This window comes from Bradyrhizobium sp. A11 (assembly GCF_042077125.1).
GTDB lineage: Bacteria > Pseudomonadota > Alphaproteobacteria > Rhizobiales > Xanthobacteraceae > Bradyrhizobium > Bradyrhizobium japonicum_B.
The window spans coordinates 6811459-6827852 of the sequence record NZ_CP149509.1 but is presented as its reverse complement, the minus strand read 5'-3'; the positions used below and the strand labels follow the sequence as shown (position 1 = coordinate 6827852).

The following is a 16394-nucleotide window of genomic DNA, read 5'->3' as shown; positions in this document are numbered from 1 at the left end:
TTGTCCCGGCCATCCACGTCTCTCATCCAGTCAATATCAAGACGTGGATGCCCGCGACAAGCGCGGGCATGACGAGACGACGTCATTCCTCAGACTTGAAGGGGCGCGTCAGCAACCCCGAAATCGCCGCGTCGATCGTGCTCCGGCCGCCGAGGATCGCCGCGACCGCTTCCGAGACCGGCATCTCGATGTTTCGCGAAGCTGCGAGCTCGATCAAGACCGGCGCGGTGAACTCGCCCTCGGCGAGCTTGCCGGCGGGCGACGGCTCGCCGCGTCCGAGCGCGAGCCCCAGCGCGAAGTTGCGCGATTGCGGGCTCGCGCAGGTCAGGATGAGGTCACCGAGACCGGAGAGTCCCGCGAGCGTCTCGCTGCGTGCCCCGAGCGCGCGGCCGAGGCGGGTCAGTTCGGCAAAGCCGCGCGTCGTCAGCGCGGCCTGGGCGGAGGCGCCGAGCTTGCGCCCGACCGCGATGCCGACTGCGATCGCCAGCACGTTCTTGGCGGCGCCGCCGATCTCGACGCCGCGGATGTCGGTGGAGTGATAGGGGCGGAATGTCGGCGAGCCCAGCGCCTGCACCAGGGCGCTCGCCAGCCGCTCATCGCCGGCCGCCAGCGTCACCGCGGTCGGCAGGCCGCGCGCGACGTCGTCGGCGAAGCTCGGTCCCGACAGGATCGCCGGCTGCGCGCTGGGGGCGGCTTCCGCAATCACGTCGGTCATGAATTTGTGAGTGCCGTGCTCGATGCCCTTGGCGCAGGCAACGATCGGCGCCGGCCTTGCCAGATGCGAGGCCAGCATGTTGACCGCGCCGCGCAGATGCTGCGCCGGCGTCGCAATCAGCAGCATGTCCGCGCGCGCAGCGAGCGCCAGGTCGCTCGTGACGACGATTTCAGCGGCGATCCGCACGCCGGGCAGCCGCGGATTGTCGCGCGTCGATGCGATCCGCGCGGCATGTTCGGCGTTGCGCGCCCACAGCGTCACGGCGCGCCCGGCCCGTGCGGCCACGGTCGCCAGTGCCGTGCCCCAGGCGCCCGCGCCGATCACCGCGACGGATTGGAACGCGGACATTCTAGTATCCCGCCCGCGTCTTGCCGTAGCCTGCCGGCGCCGTCGCGTTGGCGTCGAGCAGCCAGCGCGCCCGCGGCTGCGCGTCCATCGTGTCGGTCATGCCGAGCGCGAGGCGCTCGGCGCCGGCCCATGCGATCATCGCGCCGTTGTCGGTGCAGAGCGCTGGCGGCGGCATGATCAGTTGCGTCCCGGCTTGCCGTGCGACCTCGTCGAGGGCGCCGCGGATCGCCTGATTGGCGGCGACGCCGCCGGCGGCCACGAGCGCGCTGGGAGCGCCGAATTTCTCGCGGAAAAGTCTCAAGCCGACGTTCAACCGGTCGGCCGTCGATTCGAGCACCGCAGCCTGAAAGCTCGCGCAGAGATCGCTGATGTCCTGCGGCGTGATCTCCGGCAACCGGCTCACCTCGGTGCGCACCGCCGTCTTCAAGCCCGACAGCGAGAAATTGGCATCGGGTCTGCCCTGCATCGGCCGCGGGAACGCAAAGCGGGTGGCATCGCCGCTCGCCGCCGCGCGCTCGACCTGCGGGCCGCCGGGATAGGGCAGGCCCAGCATCTTCGCGACCTTGTCGAAGGCCTCGCCGATCGCATCGTCGACGGTGGTGCCGAGCCGCACATATTGGCCGACGCCGGTGACGGCGACGATCTGGGTGTGGCCGCCGGAGGCGAGAAACAGGCAATAGGGAAATGCGATGCCATCGGTGAGGCGCGGCGTCAGCGCATGCGCCTCCAGATGGTTCACTGCGACCAGCGGCGTGTCGTGGACCATCGCGATCGCTTTTGCAGTGGTGAGTCCGACGATGACGCCGCCGATCAGGCCCGGCCCCGCGGCGGCCGCGACGCCGCCGAGCTCGCCGAAGCCGATGCCGGCCTCGCGCATGGCGCGATCGACGATGCCGTCGAGCAGGTCGACATGGGCGCGGGCGGCGATCTCCGGCACCACGCCGCCGAAGCGGGCATGCTCCTCGATCTGCGACCGCACGATGTTGGAGAGGATCCTGCCGCTGCCGTCAGAGGCGCGCTCGATCACGGCCGCGGCGGTCTCGTCGCAGGTGGTTTCGATGCCCAGCACCAGCATTGGCGAATTGTTATCCAATTTGCGCCCTTGCGCTCATCCGTAAAGCAGAGTTCTGGTACGTCCGGTAGCATTCCGGGACCAGATTGCGCAATCGTCACGAAGCAAGCCGTCCGGGTCGTGCGTCACCGCCAATTGGTTCGGGAACACCAGCGATGTCCATTCTTGTCACACGGCCGCATCCCGACAATGAAGCGACCGCGGCAAGTCTGCGCGCGCGGGGGCATGCGGTGCTGCTTGCGCCGGCGCTCAAGTTCGAGCCGGTCGCCTTTCATGACAAAGGTGAAGCTCCCTATGGCGCCGTCCTCGTCACGTCGGCCAACGCGATCCGCGCCGTCGCGCCGCAATTGCGCGACCTTGGTGTTCTGGAGCTGCCGTTGTTTGCGGTCGGCGAACATACGGCCACTGCTGCGCGCGACGCCGGCTTTACCCGGGTGATCGTCGCCGGTGGCGATGCCGCGTCCTTGCGCGACAAGGTGATGCAGAGCGCGCGCGACAAGGTGTTGAAGAAAAAGAGCACGCTGCTGTATCTCGCGGGCGCGGATCTGTCGCGCGACCTCGGCGGTGAGCTCGATGCGGAGGGTTTCTCCGTGGTCACGCAGACCACCTATCGGATGACGCCCGTCAAGCATCTGCCGCGCGAGGTCTGCGAGGGCTTTGCCGCCCACGGGGTCGAGGCGGTGCTGCACTACTCCCGGCGCAGCGCCCGGGCGTTCCTGGATGCGGCCAGGGACGAGGGCGTCGAAATCTCGGCGCTGGCGATACCGCAATGCTGTCTGTCCGAGCCGGTCGCGGGCGCGCTGCGCGAGGCCGGCGCGTCGCAGGTTCTGGTTGCCGCGACACCGGACGAAAATGCCTTATTTGCCACCTTGGAGCGTGCTTTGCAGACCCGTTTGGCGTAAGAGGTCGGGCCGAATCCGACGCAATCTAGTTCACCTTGATATGGAAGTGTGAGGAACCGTCACGATGGCCGACGACAAGCCTGAAGACACAGGATTGGCGCCCGACAGCGGTCGTGCCAAGCGCACTCCGCCCACCATTGATCTCGAAGCCACGGAAGTCGCGACCCAGCCGCAGGAGATGGCGGCCGAGCCCGAGGCCCCACCGGCGCCGGAGCACGCCGCGCCTGAACAGGCAGAACCCGACCAGGTTGACGCAGAGCCGGAGCGCGTCGAAGCGCAGGCTCCGGCGTCGTCGATTTCCCCCTGGGTCATCGCGCCGGTCTCCGGCGCTGTCGCGGCTGCAATCGTGATCGCGGTCGGCTGGATGCTGGGCTGGCCGGCGGTGCAGGCGCCGCCGGCCGCGCCGCAAGTCACGAGCGCGACGGTCGAAGCGCTGAGCGGACGCGTCAGCGCGGTCGAGGCCAAGGCCGGCAGGCCCGCGACCGATCCGTCCATGGCGGCGCGGATCGACGCGATCGAGAAATCGATCGGCAGTTTGCGGAGCGACATCGCCAATCTGCGTACGCAGGCCGACAAGACGGCGAGCGCACTGAACGACGTGAAGTCCGCGCCAGCTGCCGCTGCGCCCGATCTTTCCGCGCTCAACGAACGCATCGCGCAGCTCGAACGCGCCAGCAGAGCCGAACGGGCGGAGCTCGCGCAACAGGGCGAGAAGATCGCCGATGCCACGAAGGACGACAAGCCGCTGCGCAGCGTGGTGGCGGCGGCTTTGCTTGACGTCGCTGTTCGCCACGGCGATCCCTATCAGCAGCAATTGGCCGCGGCGCGGTCGCTGGCGGCCAAGCCCGACACGCTGAAGCCGCTCGAAGCGTTCGCATCGTCGGGCATCCCGACGCCGGTCGCGCTGAGCCGCGAGCTGCTCACCATCGTGCCGAAGCTGTCGCCGCCGGCGGAAGCCCCGGCCGCGAGTGCCGGCATCGTCGAGCGTCTTCAGGCGGGAGCCTCAAAACTCGTCCGCATCGAGCGCACCGACGGCGTGGGCAACGACCGCGGCGCGATCGTCGCGCGGGTGACGGCGGCGGCGCTGCGCAACGATTTCGTGGAGGCGCGGCGCGAGCTGAAGTCGATGCCGGAGGCCGATCGCACTGCGGCACAGGCCTGGCTCGACAAGGCCGATGCCCGCGACGCCGCGCTCGCCGCGTCCCGCAAATTCGCCGACGATGCGATGGCGGATCTCGCCAAATCTGATCCGGCCAAATCTGATCCGGCCAAGCCTGCTCAATAAGATTCGCGCAACAATCGGCGCGTAATAGGGATCGTCATGCTTCGCATCGTCCTCTTTCTCGTCCTGATCGCGCTGGCGGCGGCCGGCGCGGCCTGGGTTGCCGACCAGCCCGGCGATCTCGTCCTGACCGCAGGCGGTTTCCGGATCTCGACGACGCTTCCCAGATTCGTGTTCTTGCTCGGCCTCTTTGCCGCGGCTGTCGTGCTGGTCTGGAGCATCCTGACGATGGTCTGGCGCACGCCGAAGCGCCTGCGGCGGCGCCGCCACGACAAGCGCCACGCAAAGGGCCGCCAGGCCATCACTCAAGGCCTGCTCGCGATCGGCCATGGCGATACCGCGCTCGCCCGTCGTCACGCCGAAGCGGCGCGGCGGCATGCACCGAACGATCCGCTCGCGCTGCTGCTGCACGCGCAGTCGGCGCAGCTCGAAGGCAATCGCGAGGAGGCGCAGCGCGTCTTCCGCGTCATGGCCGAGCGCGAGGACACGCGCCTGCTCGGCCTGCGCGGCCTGTTCATCGAGGCGCAGCGCGCCGACGACGCGGTCGGCGCGGTGATGATCGCGGAGGAAGCGATCAAGCTGTCGCCGTCCTCGACCTGGGCCTCGCATGCGGTGCTTGGCTTCCGCTGCGCGCGTGGCGACTGGAGCGGCGCGCTCGCGATACTCGACTCGAATCTGCGCGCAGGGCAGATCGACAAGCAGATCTATCGCCGGCAGCGCGGCGTGCTGCTGACGGCGCGCGCGCTGGAGCTGGAGACCATGGACCGCGACGTCGCGCGCGAGAGCGCGATGGAAGCGGTCAAGCTCGCGCCGACCCTGGTGCCGGCCGCGGTGCTCGCGGCGAAATTCGAGAGCGAGGCGCATCAGGTGCGCCGCGCCATGAAGCTGGTGGAAGCCGCCTGGCTCGCCAATCCGCATCCCGATCTTGCCGAGGCCTATGCGCATGTGAAGCTCGGCGATACCGCCTGGCACCGCTTGCAGCGGATCGAGACCCTCGCCGCGAAGACGCCGGCCGACAAGCCCGGCCATGTCGAGGGTCAGCTCGCGATCGCACGTGCCGCGATCGACGCCTCCGAATTCGCCCGTGCACGCGAGGTGCTCGCGCCCTATCTCAACGATCCGACCCAGCGCGTCGCGCTGCTGATGGCCGAGATCGAGCGCGCCGAGCATGGCGATAGCGGCCGCGCCCGGGCCTGGACCCTGCGCGCGGTGCGCGCCCGCCTTGATCCGGCCTGGACCGCGGACGGTTACGTCAGCGACACTTGGCGCCCGGTCTCTCCGGTCACCGGCCGCCTCGATGCGTTCCAGTGGCAGACACCGGTCGCCAGCCTGCCCTCGGACAGGAGCTCCACGATCGAATCTTCGGCCTTCGAGGAAGCCATGCTGGCGGCGCCGCCACCGAAGCGCGTGACGGTGGCGGTCAGTGAAGCCCCGACGGAACCGCCCGCGCCGGAGGCTCCGGCTCCCGCCGCCCAGGACAATACGCCGCCTGAGACCAAGGAAGCCGCCAAAGAAACCATCGAGGAAACGATGAAGGCCGAGCCGGCGGTCATGCCCGCCGAACCGGTCCAGCCGGCTTCCGAGCCCGCCGAATCGTCGCCGCCGGCGGCCACTCCGGTGTTCCGGACCCGTGCCGACCTCGGCAAGCCCGCTTCAGCGCCGATTCCGGCGGTCATCCCCCTCGTCCGGGCCCCCGACGATCCCGGGATCGACGACGAGGGTCCGAGCGATGAATTTACGGAACAAATCGGTACACCCAAGGCCCAGGCCGGGGGCTGGCGCGGGTTCTGGTCACGCTGGGGCGCGTGAGCGCAATTCGAAGCCGCTTGTCCTTGCCAATTCGGGCCATGCCCGATATCAGGAGCGCGCGTATCGGGGCTGGCATCGCCCAAGCCCCGGCAGGGTTCGCCGCAATAGCTCAGTCGGTAGAGCACGTCATTCGTAATGACGGGGTCGGGGGTTCGAATCCCTCTTGCGGCACCACCTATTCCACTGATTTATAAGATGATTTTTCCAGCCACCTCGTGTTGTCGCGAGCGCAATGTCGTGAAAAGGAACCACCGAGGAACCACCGCTCGCCCGCATCAATTTTTTTTATTTCGGATAGCCCCCTCTGCGGCAAGCTCCGTCCTGGCTTGAATCAGCAAAAGACCGATTTTCTACTACGCCCGAAGCTGGCCGGCCCCCTTCCTGCCTCGCATGTCGAGCGTTGCTCTTCCTACATGATGAAGGCTCCGCAACAGACCCGGTTCGCAGTTCTAGAACATCGTCCGATGTTCAGTGAACATTGCGATCGACTACCAAGCTGCGTGTCAGATCGAGACGTTGCGGCTGCCAGCTCTCTCAACTTATAGATCAATTTACAAATTGAGCATATATCTGGCGTGAGAGTCGATTGACGTCATTACCTGCGGTCTGTTGCAATAATGGATTCCCTTCCAAGTCGGGATCAAGCATCTCAATCTGTTCGTGACTGGTTGGAAGGTCGACAGCCGGAATATCTGTCGACAAACGCAGGTACTCGGGAGGCGGCCTATCAAGGATGGCGCCCGTTCAAGGAAGCCTTTGCTCCAGAGCTAATTGAACAAGCAGCTCGTGAAACGTCGGCGGTGCTTGGCCGAAAGGTGCGTACTTGCTTGGATCCGTTTGGGGGCTCCGGGACAACCAGTCTTGCGTGTCAATTTTTAGGGATCAAACCTACAACCGTTGAAGTAAACCCCTACCTCGCCGATCTGATCGAAGCGAAGCTATCCAGCTACGACGTGGATCGTCTGATTCGAGACTTTGATTCAGTCGTTTCCGCCCCAATCGGGCGGGTAGGTAGTCCGTTTGCATATGCGCCGGCTACCTTCGTTGAGCCCGGCGTAGATGGCCGGTTCATCTTCCCAAGGCCAATCGCGCGGAGACTGGCTTCTTACGCGGATCGAATTGCAAGCGTGAGGAGTCTCGTCAACCGCCGTCTTTTTCGCGTGCTGCTTGGAAACATCGCTGTTGAAACATCCAATGTGGTGGTGAGTGGAAAAGGTCGGAGATATCGACGCAATTGGCAAGAGCGAGATGTATCGCCGGACTCCATCGAGGATGCCTTCAAGGCCGCCGTCCTTCGAGCTATCTACGAAATTTCGAAGTTTCAATCTCGCAAAGGCAAGAACTTCGAGCTGATACGAGGCGATGCTCGAACTTCGATACCCGCGCGCAGGAAGTTCGATTTGGTCGTTACCTCGCCCCCATATCCAAACTCGTTTGACTATACAGATGTCTACAACGTCGAGCTGTGGGTGTGCGGTTATCTGAAAAGCTACGCGGACAATCGTAAGCTGCGCATGCGCACCCTCCGCAGCCACGTCCAGATCCATCGAAAATTCGACGTGCCGAATGTTAAGTCGAAAATCCTAGAAGACGTGGTGGGACAACTGAAGGCTACTCGACTAACGCTATGGAACAAAAAGATTCCAGAGATGATCGAGTCCTACTTCGCTGACATGGAAGCTGTTTTGTACAGCATCCAAAAATCACTAACGGCTGGAGGAAGGGCCTATGTCGTGGTTGGAGACAGTAGATACGCTGGCATCCGAATCCCCGTCGCTGACATTCTCTCGGAGATATCGGCCGGCCTCAACTTGCGTACAGTCACTAAGAATCCGTGCCGTTCGATGAGGGGGTCTCCCCAACAGGGCTCAAGGGCGGACTTGAAAGAAACGCTGCTCATATTGAGCCGGACTTAATGTTCTGCTTCCGAGACGCCTTGGTGTGTCGGTAGAGATACCAGCGCCAAAGGTGGATGTTTGCGTTCTTTGCGTCCTCATCGATGTGACCGAAGAGGCTCTTCTCGTCCTCTTCTTCCTTCTGCATGTCGAAGCAGCACAGCGCGGCGTTCACCGCGTTGAGACGGCTCTTGTAGGCGATCGCCTGATCAAGCCCGTCTGATATTGCCGTTGGCACGTTCGCCATCGGCACTGCGTTCCCGGTGCTCGTCATATCACAAAGTGCTTTCAACTCGAGCACCCAGTGCGTAACCGTAGCGGGCAAATTGCCAGCAGTCGTGTCCTTCCGGTAGACTATAATGTCGGCTCGGCCATCCGCCGTTTGCGTTTCCGAACGAACATCGTACCTTGGGAAAGCCGACTTCAAAAAGTCTGACAAACGGCCCTGAATACGCTCCTCGGGTCGAGGCTCGGGTATCCCCTTGTTCGCCTCGCTCCAAATTCTCATGGCGTGGCCCTCAACGACGAGTGCTGGGGTTCGAAGGGACCGATCATAGAAGCGGTCGAGCACGCCCTTTAAATCGACGGGTGAGATCGGCAACTCGGCAAAGATCACTTGCTCGGATTGGGTCGCGTTGGACAGTCCTTCGCGATAGAGGGTTCCGATTGGCGCGCCCGTCCGCCAATCCACGACAAGCGCAGGCATTGCACCAAGACCGGCATCCCTTATTGCTTGAAAAAGCGATGTTTGGTCGCTCCAAGCAAGTTTTGCCTCGAACGTTGTCGTCAGACTAGCTGTCGAAATCCAAATGCGTCCAGCGACCGGATCGGACCCGTTCTTTAGCAACGGAAATTCGACGCATTCGCATCTTGTAACGTCGTCAGCGAGTGCTTCGCTACGAAGAAAGACGCTGAATGTCTTAGATTCGCCGTAAGCCGCACGGACGAAAATCAAATTGGAAACGTGTCGTGAAAATCTGGCCGTTGGAGTCGCGCCAGCCTCGGACGGAGGAGCGGCAAGTGAGCGTACAAAATCGGCGATCTCCTCGGATGAGATGCCGCCAAAGTCCTGATCGTCATCCATTCGCGGCTCTCTTCTTGATGAGCCGCATGTACATGGCCAGCTTTTCCGCCTTGTTGAGAACCATTCTGTTCGGCATGTACTGTTGAAATGCTTGCGCGGTACTCCACGCTGCGTTGCCGAAAGTGGGTTCGACCCATTCCGCAAAATCGACAATACGCCCAGACGCAACGGCCGGATCAGAATAGGCAGCATCCAGTATAGCTGCCTCGGTTCGCTCATCTGGCGTGATTTCAACAAACGCCGCTGCAAGCTCATCGAGGAAACGTGCCGTCATCTGCTCGTCTGGGAGCGCGTCCACCACATCCAAAACGGGTTGAGCATTCGTCTTCGAAAGTCGCAGCGAAGGTTCGATGGAGCTCGCTTCTCCATGGCCTGTGCTCTTTAGGCTCACAACTGTGAGGACCGTACGGCCGATGAGATAGTCGATCTCGCGTTGGAGTGCCGGATAAAACGGTCCAGTCCTTTCCTTGAGGACGCTGCCATCTAGCGGCGTCAGGTCCCAAATTGGACTCAGAACGTTTGCGAAGAAGGCGAATGAGTGTATGGAGCGGGATGGTATTGGCGTCGCCCCATTCCTCTCCAGCGCAGCCATGATTTGCACAAGCCGTGCGCGAGTCATCAGGGAAACTGTCGTGGTCTCCCTCATCGTGTTCCGCTCCGCAAGATGGATGCGAGCTTTGTTTTGTATTCAGCGGTCGAGCCCACCAAAGTCGCCGTTGGGATTGCGATATCGATCAGATTGATCACCCGCTCACGGCGTTGAGCAAGGGTCGAAAACGAACGTAAGGTATTTGGTATGAACCCACCCTCGACCACATTGCATGCTAAAATGACGTTTGAGGTTGTCCTTCGATGACCAAAGCTATCGAACAATTCGCCGGCTCGGTCTGCAAACAGAGCGTCAAGCGATCCCTCCGGTCCATCGACCACCAAACTGCAACCGCGATCGCTAAAGGTCTCTAGAAGGCTCATTCTGAAGACAATGTCGAGATACTCCCGTTGTGAGAGCGAAACCTGATCGGCGGTGCGCCTTATAAAGTTGCCACTGCTCGCGCCACTAGTCATTTCAACTTCGAAGGCAGGAAATTCGAAAACCTTGCCCCCCTGGCCGATCCTATCCTTTCGTGCCGAGTAAACTAGCCGAACCTCCTGCCCGAAGAACGCCCTTACACGACGATGGAAGTTCTTCTCGAGTTCAGTCCGGTGATTTTCAGCGGCGCGCTTTAGCCTTTTTAGCAGCCCCTCAATCTTTTGTTCGGCCAGCTCGCGGTCTCGGCGAAAGTTTTGGACCTCTCGCCGGAGACCTTCAATCCTAGTTTCCTCGCGCGCCAAGGCATTCTGATCGCTGGTTGGAAGCCTGGCTCGGAGCCGGCGGACCTCCTTCTGCGATTCGTCAGTCTTCCGACGGACCTCGTCCAGCTTCTCCTCGCACTTGCGGTGTCTCTCCAGGGCAGCATTGAAACGCTCCAATGCGCTATTCAAATCCTTCTGGCGGCTCGCCAGTCTACGGAAGCGATCTTCGGCTTGGGACTGAAGAACGCCGGTCGTGGAGACTACTTTTCCATCTGAGTGCTTCTCTGATCCGCAAACGAGACAGAGGTTTTTCTTACGCCGGTCTTCGAGAGTTTCTGCCGCCCCATCTGCTTCGTTGCCGCAAGCAGGACAAATCCTCTCCGCGATAATCTTTAGAAGGACGTACTGTTCGTTCGCTTCAATTCCAGAGAATGCATGGCGTAAGACTTGAAATTTTGTTTGCTGATAAGCTTGGAGCGCGTCTTCGACAGCTCGTTCTGCCCGTTTGACCTCGATTCTTCGATCGATCCGTTCTTCGTCGGCCGAGGCCAACTCCGTCTGAGCGGCCAATTCCTGCTGCTCCAGGGATTCGAGCAGCGCGATTGCCTGAACCAGTCTAGCCTGTGTTTCAGCGGACGTTTTTGTTCTAACGATCTCTGTATCTCTCTTAGAAACTAGCTTGTAGAGCGCCGCATTTAGGTTTCGCGCGGTACTGTCATTAGAAACGATATCGGCCTCAAGCTTTCTCAGGTCCTCCGAAATGGTCGGGGTGAGCAGCGCCCGGAAAATCTCAAATTGCGCGGATACATCCCAAATTAGAGAGGTGCGATTTTCGAGGAAGAATGTGATTCTATCTAGTGCGCGGACTGAATCGTCGAAATTGGCCAGCCCCATAAGATCAGCTAGTACCTGACGGTATTGATCCTCGTTCACAATGTGGTTTTCGGAGTCATCGGACCGATAGGCATCGGTCAATCGAAGATCCTTAAGCTGTCGAGTGATATGAAGTGTGACCCCGCCAAATCGTACGGATGCAGTTGCGGTGGCCTTGCTGGCATCGGTGACGCGATGGGAAAAGAAACGGCTATCGAACGGCAGCAGGTCACTTCTAGAACCTGTGAAACCTGGTCCGCGCAGGCTCACAGCTCCAACGAGCAGGTGCTTCAGAATGAGAAGAAGGGTGCTTTTTCCGAGGCCGTTGACGCCAAGAAGAATCCAGGGTCCCTTCGAGAAGTGAGCCTGAAGCCCTGGTTCCTCGTCCCTCCCAGGATAAAGCTGATAGTCGGCAATTACGACCTTCTCAAAATATGGAAAGCAAGCCAATTGGGAGCGTCCCCCTCGCTCTATTGCCAGAATGGCCGATTAGTTGTAGGCGACTGTAAGCACACGTCGCGCTGCTGCCAAGACAATATTTTCGCTACGATTAATGTGTAGAAGCAGCGGGTGCAGGGGGAGCTGCAAGTTACCCTTCGAGCGAAGTTCACTGTCTGATCTAGGTTCTAGAGCTTTGGTTGCTCCTTCTATTCGACGAACGTCGAACGAAAGTGGTCTAGCCAAGCCTGAGGCTTTGAACTGCGTTAGAATCCCCGGGTGCCGAACGCAGATATGAGCCGAGTGTCGTGGCATGAATGGATCTCGTGCTTGTTCGATCCAGCCTTGCGCAGCGCATCAGTGAAGACTAGGTCTCAACGAAACCAATGAGGAGGCGCTTAATGGCAAAGAATCCATGGGAATTTCTGGACGGCTGGGCAAACGAAAATGTTCATGCGACGGTTTATGATGACAACGCGACGGCCGAGCAGCTGGCATTTGACTGCCGGCAGGCGGCGAAGGACGCTGGAGTGAACGAGGCTGGCGTGGTGAAGGCAGCAGGCGGAAACCTGAAGTCATTCATGTTGAACCGTCTGAACGAAGCCGTAAACAGAGAAGTGGATCGCCAAGTCGCGAGGGATAAATCATAGAACGTACTTGGTACGAGGCTTGATGCGTCGTAGCGCTCGTCGGCCATTGACGGCCTGCGAGTCTAAAGAAATGCTGGTGCAACGGCTGCTAAGTCGTTGCGCTTTGCATAGAGGGCGGAGAACGCGCATAGGCCTGTGTCACCGGGAGCGTTATTGACGTCTCTCAAACTGGAGGAAATCGAGCAGTTCGTCGTGCCGATGTTCCTAAAGAAAGTACGGCTCAGCGCCTCAATAATTTGCGTCCGCGCTTGCGAATCCAAGTCGTCGAGTCAGGGTGGCGAGCTGCAATCAAACGCCTAATTGCGGAACCGCAGTATTCGCTTAGGATGCGTCAGCTATCGATTTTCTGATCTGAATCCTTCAATGATGACACCCCTAGCGATTGCGAAGATGTCCCTCGCAGCGAATGCGGTCATAGAGGATGTGTTGCTTCACGGCTCACAGGGAATGCGGACGGTCCCGCGGACGGAGGTCGGTCTGGTCGCCGCATTTGTTCTGGGTGGCGTCAATAGGATCGCTGCGGATTGGGCGCCGATCCTCTCTAAATCTAAGATGTCGTTGAATTTGACTGGCGTGTTCTGTCATGCGGCGCCGCTGGTGCGATTTCGGCCCGCCGGAAGGAACGTGCAAACGTGTGAGTTAGCTGATCTGCTGATTGTCGTGGACTTCACCGGTAGCGGCAAGACCAAGCGCGTCGCCACCCTGGTTCAAGCGAAGATGGCTTCGAAGGCGAGGCGCGTCAGTCTGAAGGGATCATCTAGCACACGCCAATTGGAATTGTATCAGGCTTGGCCTCAGTTTAGCTTCACCGATACTGTGTACGGTACCGATCAGTATCTCCTCGCGACAACAGCTGGAGCGCAATCAGGTACGTTCGGCGTCATTGATCGCCACTTCAAGAAGACACACGCCGCTCCGCCAATCTGGACACAACACCAGGCCCGGCCAACGCCGAGCGAGGTCGTAAATGAACCGATGCTCGGGACGTTTATTGCCGAAATGGCGGGAGGAGGAGCGCACGGTCGCAGAGCTTGGCCTGGTGGCCGAGACGACTGGAGTAAGGTCGTCGACCTGCTACTTGGTGTAACGTACAAAAAAGTCTTTCGGCATAGCCCCACCTTAGGTCCGGCCAGTCCTCTGCGAGGTAATACCGCGTTGGCTTGCTTCTTAGTCACCGGCGATACTGCACCAGCGTCTGGTCGGAGAAGAGGAGGTGATTGGCAGCCACCATTCGATGGCTTTGAATACGTTGATAGCCCGACCCCTGGGGGGATCAGTCTCGTTCACGTCCAGATAGGTCAATCTGAGCCAAGCTAAATTGGCGGTCGTCTGCTCTTTGCATAAAGACTCGAATTGTTTCCCCCATTTCTCCAGAAGTGCTCGATTTGCAGGGTTCTTCTTGAGAAAAAATTCCGGCCTGGACACATAGGTAACGAAACGTACCTGAGACATGGGTGACAACCTCGTGCCGATCGGGGTGTCGAGAGGTTTCAAAGCTTTCACTCCAATCTCGATCGCGTTTGCGGCTCTGATGCTGTGGGCTCGGCGGCGATCCGTTGCGCGCGTGGACGCGGAAAGGGCGTGCGCCTGCTCAACAGCATGGGTTTTACGGACGTGAGCCTGCGGATCTATCGGCGCGGGTGTTGACCGCGGCCGGCCGGTTCGAAATTGTGCCGCGCTTATGTGAGGCCAATCACTTAACCCCGAGCACGTTGCCCGTAATGTCCCGGTCACGCCAACACGGGGAGACTTCACATGCGCAAGATCATTCTGGTTGCCGCCATGGTCCTGAGTGCCGCATCGGCCCAGGCTGACGGCTCTCGCAGCCTGTCGCTGGCAGCGTCGGGCGCTCAGAGTCCCGCTCCGCTGCCGGCGCCGACATCGGCGACCAGCACTACGGCGCAGGCGAGCGAAGCTGCGCCGGCTGCCGAGGCGCCGAAATATTCCGATCGTCCGCCGGCCGTGACGCTGTCTGCGCCGCCGGCCACGACAACCGCACCTGCGGCTGCCGCGCCTATGACCACGGCCACCGCGCCGTCGGCCACGACGGCCAAGCCGGCCACCAGGAAAACCGCAGCGTCTGACAAGCCGAAGCCCAAGCGCAGCTGGACCGAGCGGCGCATCATCAGCGAGCTGCACCGTCACGGCATCTATTGGTAAGACGCAGACATTTACCTCGATCTCGCCGTCATGCCCGGGCTTGACCCGGGCATCCACGTCTTCGCGCCTGATCCAAAAACGTGGATGGCCGGGACAAGCCCGGCCATGACGCAAAAGTTTGGATTTGGCGCGGTTACTGCGAGACCGTCTGCACGACACTCGCGATCGGACGCGTATTCGTGCCTGCCGTCGGCACCTTCATGTCCTTCATCAGCGCCTCGTCATATTCCGGCAGAGTCTGCATCGTGGTCTTGGCCTTCATCTGCACGACCTTGTAGCCGCCGGCCTTGAGGCGCGCGAGCAGCGCCGGCAGGGCTATGCCGGTGTTCTTCTGGAAATCGTGCATCAGGATGATGCCCTTGCCGAGCTTGTCGAGCCGCGTCATCACCGTCTCGATGATCTTCTCCGGCGTGGCCCCCTTGCGGAAATCGAAGGAATCGACGTCGGTCGAGAACATCGCGACGTTGCGGGTGCCGAAATAGCTCACGATCGCCGGATTGTGCTGAAGCTGCGGGAAGCGGAAGAACGGAGCCGGGTTGGCACCGAGCGCGAACTTCACAGCGCTGACGCCCTTCTCGACCTCGTCCTTGGCCATCTGTTCGGTCATCTTCTTGCCGTTCAGATTGACGTGCGACCAAGTGTGCGTGCCGACGGTGTGACCCTGGGCCAGCACCTGCTTCAGGATCTCCGGATGGTAGGTCGCGTGCTTGCCGACCGAGAAGAACAGGCCCTTGGTGCATTCGTCGGCGAGCGCTTTCAGCACCGCGGGCGTGTTCACCGGCCAGGGACCGTCGTCGAAGGTCAGCACGACCTCCTTCTCGGTGAGGAAGTCGAACTGCTTGAAATGATCGAAGCCGAAGCCGGGGCCGCCGGTCGTGTCGATCTCGACCACGCGGGAGACGCCGAGCGCGTTCGGGTTGGCGCAGGCCTGCTTCGGCTGCGCCGGCATGGGAGCGGGCGCCGGGGCGGCTGCCGCCGGCTTGGCCGCCACCGTCGCGGTGGTCTCGACGTCATCCCTGGCGGCGAACTTTGCCGGTGCCGGCAATGGATCGGCGGCACGGGCAGCAACTGTCTTGGGAGCGCCCTGATCGGCGCGCGCGGAATAATAAAACCAACCGCCGGCGGCGATCACGACCGCCGCAACTACACTGGCCAGCATCAGGCCCAACGCATTACGCATCGCTACTCTTTCCAATTACGCAACCAAACCTGCGGAATTTCCCGCGCGACACGCCATTAATGCGAAGTAACAGTTAACGTGACACCAACGCGACGGCGGTTGTGCAGGAATTTCAGGACGGTGCGCCAACGTGACCGAGGTCACAGTCGGAGCGGGGCGCGTGACGGTCATCACGGTGGAAACTGTTTTGTCGGAGCATCGTCGTTCCCATCAACAACGGGCCCGCTCTGCGCGGTGCCAATGGGAGCTTCAAATGACCAAGTCTTCGAGCACCAAGTCCTTCTCTGCCAGTCTCCGCGACGCCAGCCTGGCGCTGGGCATTGCCGCCATCGTCTCGATCGCTTCGACGAGCTCGAGCTTCGCCTTCTCGGCCGAGGCGCAGCAGATGTGCACTGGCGATGCCTTCCGCCTGTGCTCGTCGGAAATCCCCAACATCCCGAAGATCACGGCCTGCATGATCAAGCATCGTTCGGACTTAAGCGCCGGCTGCCGCGCGGTGATGGACAAGAATCTCGCCAAGGGCGCCTCGCGCAAGGTCGCTGACGCCCAGGACAGCCAGTAACAACGCGCGACGACAACGCTCGTCGCGCCGGTCAGCTCCCCGCCCGCGATGGACCCCGGCGTCATGCCGGGGCTCCGCGGCGGCACCCTTCCCGCCCGGCAATAAAGCCGTTGCAGGTGCGGGATCGTCGC

General features: G+C 61.4%; 13 protein-coding genes and 1 tRNA gene. 8 read left to right on the top strand and 6 right to left on the bottom strand.

The genetic code is table 11. From position 1 onward, the window contains the following. Window positions 1-82 precede the first annotated feature (82 nt). Entirely contained in the window at window positions 83-1063 is a 981-nt protein-coding gene (locus WI560_RS32100; protein ID WP_375306359.1) for an NAD(P)H-dependent glycerol-3-phosphate dehydrogenase, read from the bottom strand. A gap of 1 nt (window position 1064) precedes the next feature. Beyond that, a complete protein-coding gene (gene tsaD / locus WI560_RS32095; protein WP_375308962.1) occupies window positions 1065-2132 on the bottom strand; it encodes a tRNA (adenosine(37)-N6)-threonylcarbamoyltransferase complex transferase subunit TsaD in 1068 nt (355 codons plus the stop codon). 158 nt (window positions 2133-2290) lie between these two features. Between tsaD and WI560_RS32090 the strand changes: the two genes are divergently transcribed. The 5 genes from WI560_RS32090 to WI560_RS32070 all read left to right on the top strand — a co-directional run bounded on the left by WI560_RS32090 (window position 2291) and on the right by WI560_RS32070 (window position 8044). Continuing rightward, on the top strand, window positions 2291-3037 hold the full coding sequence (locus WI560_RS32090) for a uroporphyrinogen-III synthase (RefSeq protein ID WP_375306358.1): 747 nt from the start codon (window positions 2291-2293) through the stop codon (window positions 3035-3037). A gap of 64 nt (window positions 3038-3101) precedes the next feature. Next, window positions 3102-4322 carry a COG4223 family protein gene (locus WI560_RS32085; protein WP_375306357.1) on the top strand — a complete coding sequence of 407 codons (1221 nt, stop codon included), beginning with the start codon at window positions 3102-3104 and terminating at the stop codon, window positions 4320-4322. A 36-nt stretch (window positions 4323-4358) separates the two neighbouring features. Further along, entirely contained in the window at window positions 4359-6128 is a 1770-nt protein-coding gene (locus tag WI560_RS32080; RefSeq protein WP_375306356.1) for a heme biosynthesis protein HemY, read from the top strand. A gap of 98 nt (window positions 6129-6226) precedes the next feature. Further along, window positions 6227-6302, top strand: a tRNA-Thr gene (locus WI560_RS32075). A gap of 443 nt (window positions 6303-6745) precedes the next feature. Continuing rightward, window positions 6746-8044, top strand: coding sequence for a hypothetical protein (locus tag WI560_RS32070; RefSeq protein ID WP_375306355.1), 1299 nt, complete (start codon window positions 6746-6748; stop codon window positions 8042-8044). Here the strand turns inward: WI560_RS32070 and WI560_RS32065 are convergent. Genes WI560_RS32065 through WI560_RS32055 form a run of 3 tightly spaced genes read right to left on the bottom strand, consistent with a single transcriptional unit; the run spans window position 8025 to window position 11723 of the window. Further along, window positions 8025-9107, bottom strand: a complete 1083-nt coding sequence (locus tag WI560_RS32065) for a hypothetical protein (RefSeq protein WP_375306354.1) — start codon at window positions 9105-9107, stop codon at window positions 8025-8027. The genes WI560_RS32070 and WI560_RS32065 overlap by 20 nt on opposite strands. Continuing rightward, a complete protein-coding gene (locus tag WI560_RS32060; protein ID WP_375306353.1) occupies window positions 9100-9753 on the bottom strand; it encodes a hypothetical protein in 654 nt (217 codons plus the stop codon). Before WI560_RS32060 ends, WI560_RS32065 begins: the two co-directional genes overlap by 8 nt. Continuing rightward, a complete protein-coding gene (locus WI560_RS32055) occupies window positions 9750-11723 on the bottom strand; it encodes a hypothetical protein (RefSeq protein WP_375306352.1) in 1974 nt (657 codons plus the stop codon). Before WI560_RS32055 ends, WI560_RS32060 begins: the two co-directional genes overlap by 4 nt. A 389-nt stretch (window positions 11724-12112) precedes the next feature. Here WI560_RS32055 and WI560_RS32050 point away from each other — a divergent pair, with 389 nt between their 5' ends. Together WI560_RS32050 and WI560_RS32045 are read left to right on the top strand one after the other, a co-directional pair. Further along, a complete protein-coding gene (locus tag WI560_RS32050) occupies window positions 12113-12361 on the top strand; it encodes a hypothetical protein (RefSeq protein ID WP_375306351.1) in 249 nt (82 codons plus the stop codon). A gap of 1755 nt (window positions 12362-14116) precedes the next feature. After that, window positions 14117-14521, top strand: coding sequence for a hypothetical protein (locus tag WI560_RS32045; protein ID WP_375306350.1), 405 nt, complete (start codon window positions 14117-14119; stop codon window positions 14519-14521). A gap of 133 nt (window positions 14522-14654) precedes the next feature. Here WI560_RS32045 and WI560_RS32040 read toward each other — a convergent pair whose 3' ends face one another. Further along, a complete protein-coding gene (locus WI560_RS32040) occupies window positions 14655-15701 on the bottom strand; it encodes a polysaccharide deacetylase family protein (protein WP_375306349.1) in 1047 nt (348 codons plus the stop codon). A gap of 253 nt (window positions 15702-15954) precedes the next feature. Here WI560_RS32040 and WI560_RS32035 point away from each other — a divergent pair, with 253 nt between their 5' ends. Beyond that, entirely contained in the window at window positions 15955-16263 is a 309-nt protein-coding gene (locus WI560_RS32035) for a hypothetical protein (RefSeq protein WP_257179192.1), read from the top strand. Window positions 16264-16394 lie beyond the last annotated feature (131 nt).

Excerpts from the sequence above, each read along its gene's own strand:
- WI560_RS32080 (WP_375306356.1), top strand. The coding sequence starts at position 4,359 with ATGCTTCGCATCGTCCTCTTTCTCGTCCTGATCGCGCTGGCGGCGGCC.
- WI560_RS32065 (WP_375306354.1), bottom strand. The coding sequence starts at position 9,107 with ATGGATGACGATCAGGACTTTGGCGGCATCTCATCCGAGGAGATCGCC.
- WI560_RS32070 (WP_375306355.1), top strand. The coding sequence starts at position 6,746 with ATGGATTCCCTTCCAAGTCGGGATCAAGCATCTCAATCTGTTCGTGAC.
- WI560_RS32090 (WP_375306358.1), top strand. The coding sequence starts at position 2,291 with ATGTCCATTCTTGTCACACGGCCGCATCCCGACAATGAAGCGACCGCG.
- WI560_RS32045 (WP_375306350.1), top strand. The coding sequence starts at position 14,117 with ATGCGCAAGATCATTCTGGTTGCCGCCATGGTCCTGAGTGCCGCATCG.
- WI560_RS32050 (WP_375306351.1), top strand. The coding sequence starts at position 12,113 with ATGGCAAAGAATCCATGGGAATTTCTGGACGGCTGGGCAAACGAAAAT.
- WI560_RS32085 (WP_375306357.1), top strand. The coding sequence starts at position 3,102 with ATGGCCGACGACAAGCCTGAAGACACAGGATTGGCGCCCGACAGCGGT.
- WI560_RS32100 (WP_375306359.1), bottom strand. The coding sequence starts at position 1,063 with ATGTCCGCGTTCCAATCCGTCGCGGTGATCGGCGCGGGCGCCTGGGGC.
- WI560_RS32060 (WP_375306353.1), bottom strand. The coding sequence starts at position 9,753 with ATGAGGGAGACCACGACAGTTTCCCTGATGACTCGCGCACGGCTTGTG.
- WI560_RS32035 (WP_257179192.1), top strand. The coding sequence starts at position 15,955 with ATGACCAAGTCTTCGAGCACCAAGTCCTTCTCTGCCAGTCTCCGCGAC.
- WI560_RS32040 (WP_375306349.1), bottom strand. The coding sequence starts at position 15,701 with ATGCGTAATGCGTTGGGCCTGATGCTGGCCAGTGTAGTTGCGGCGGTC.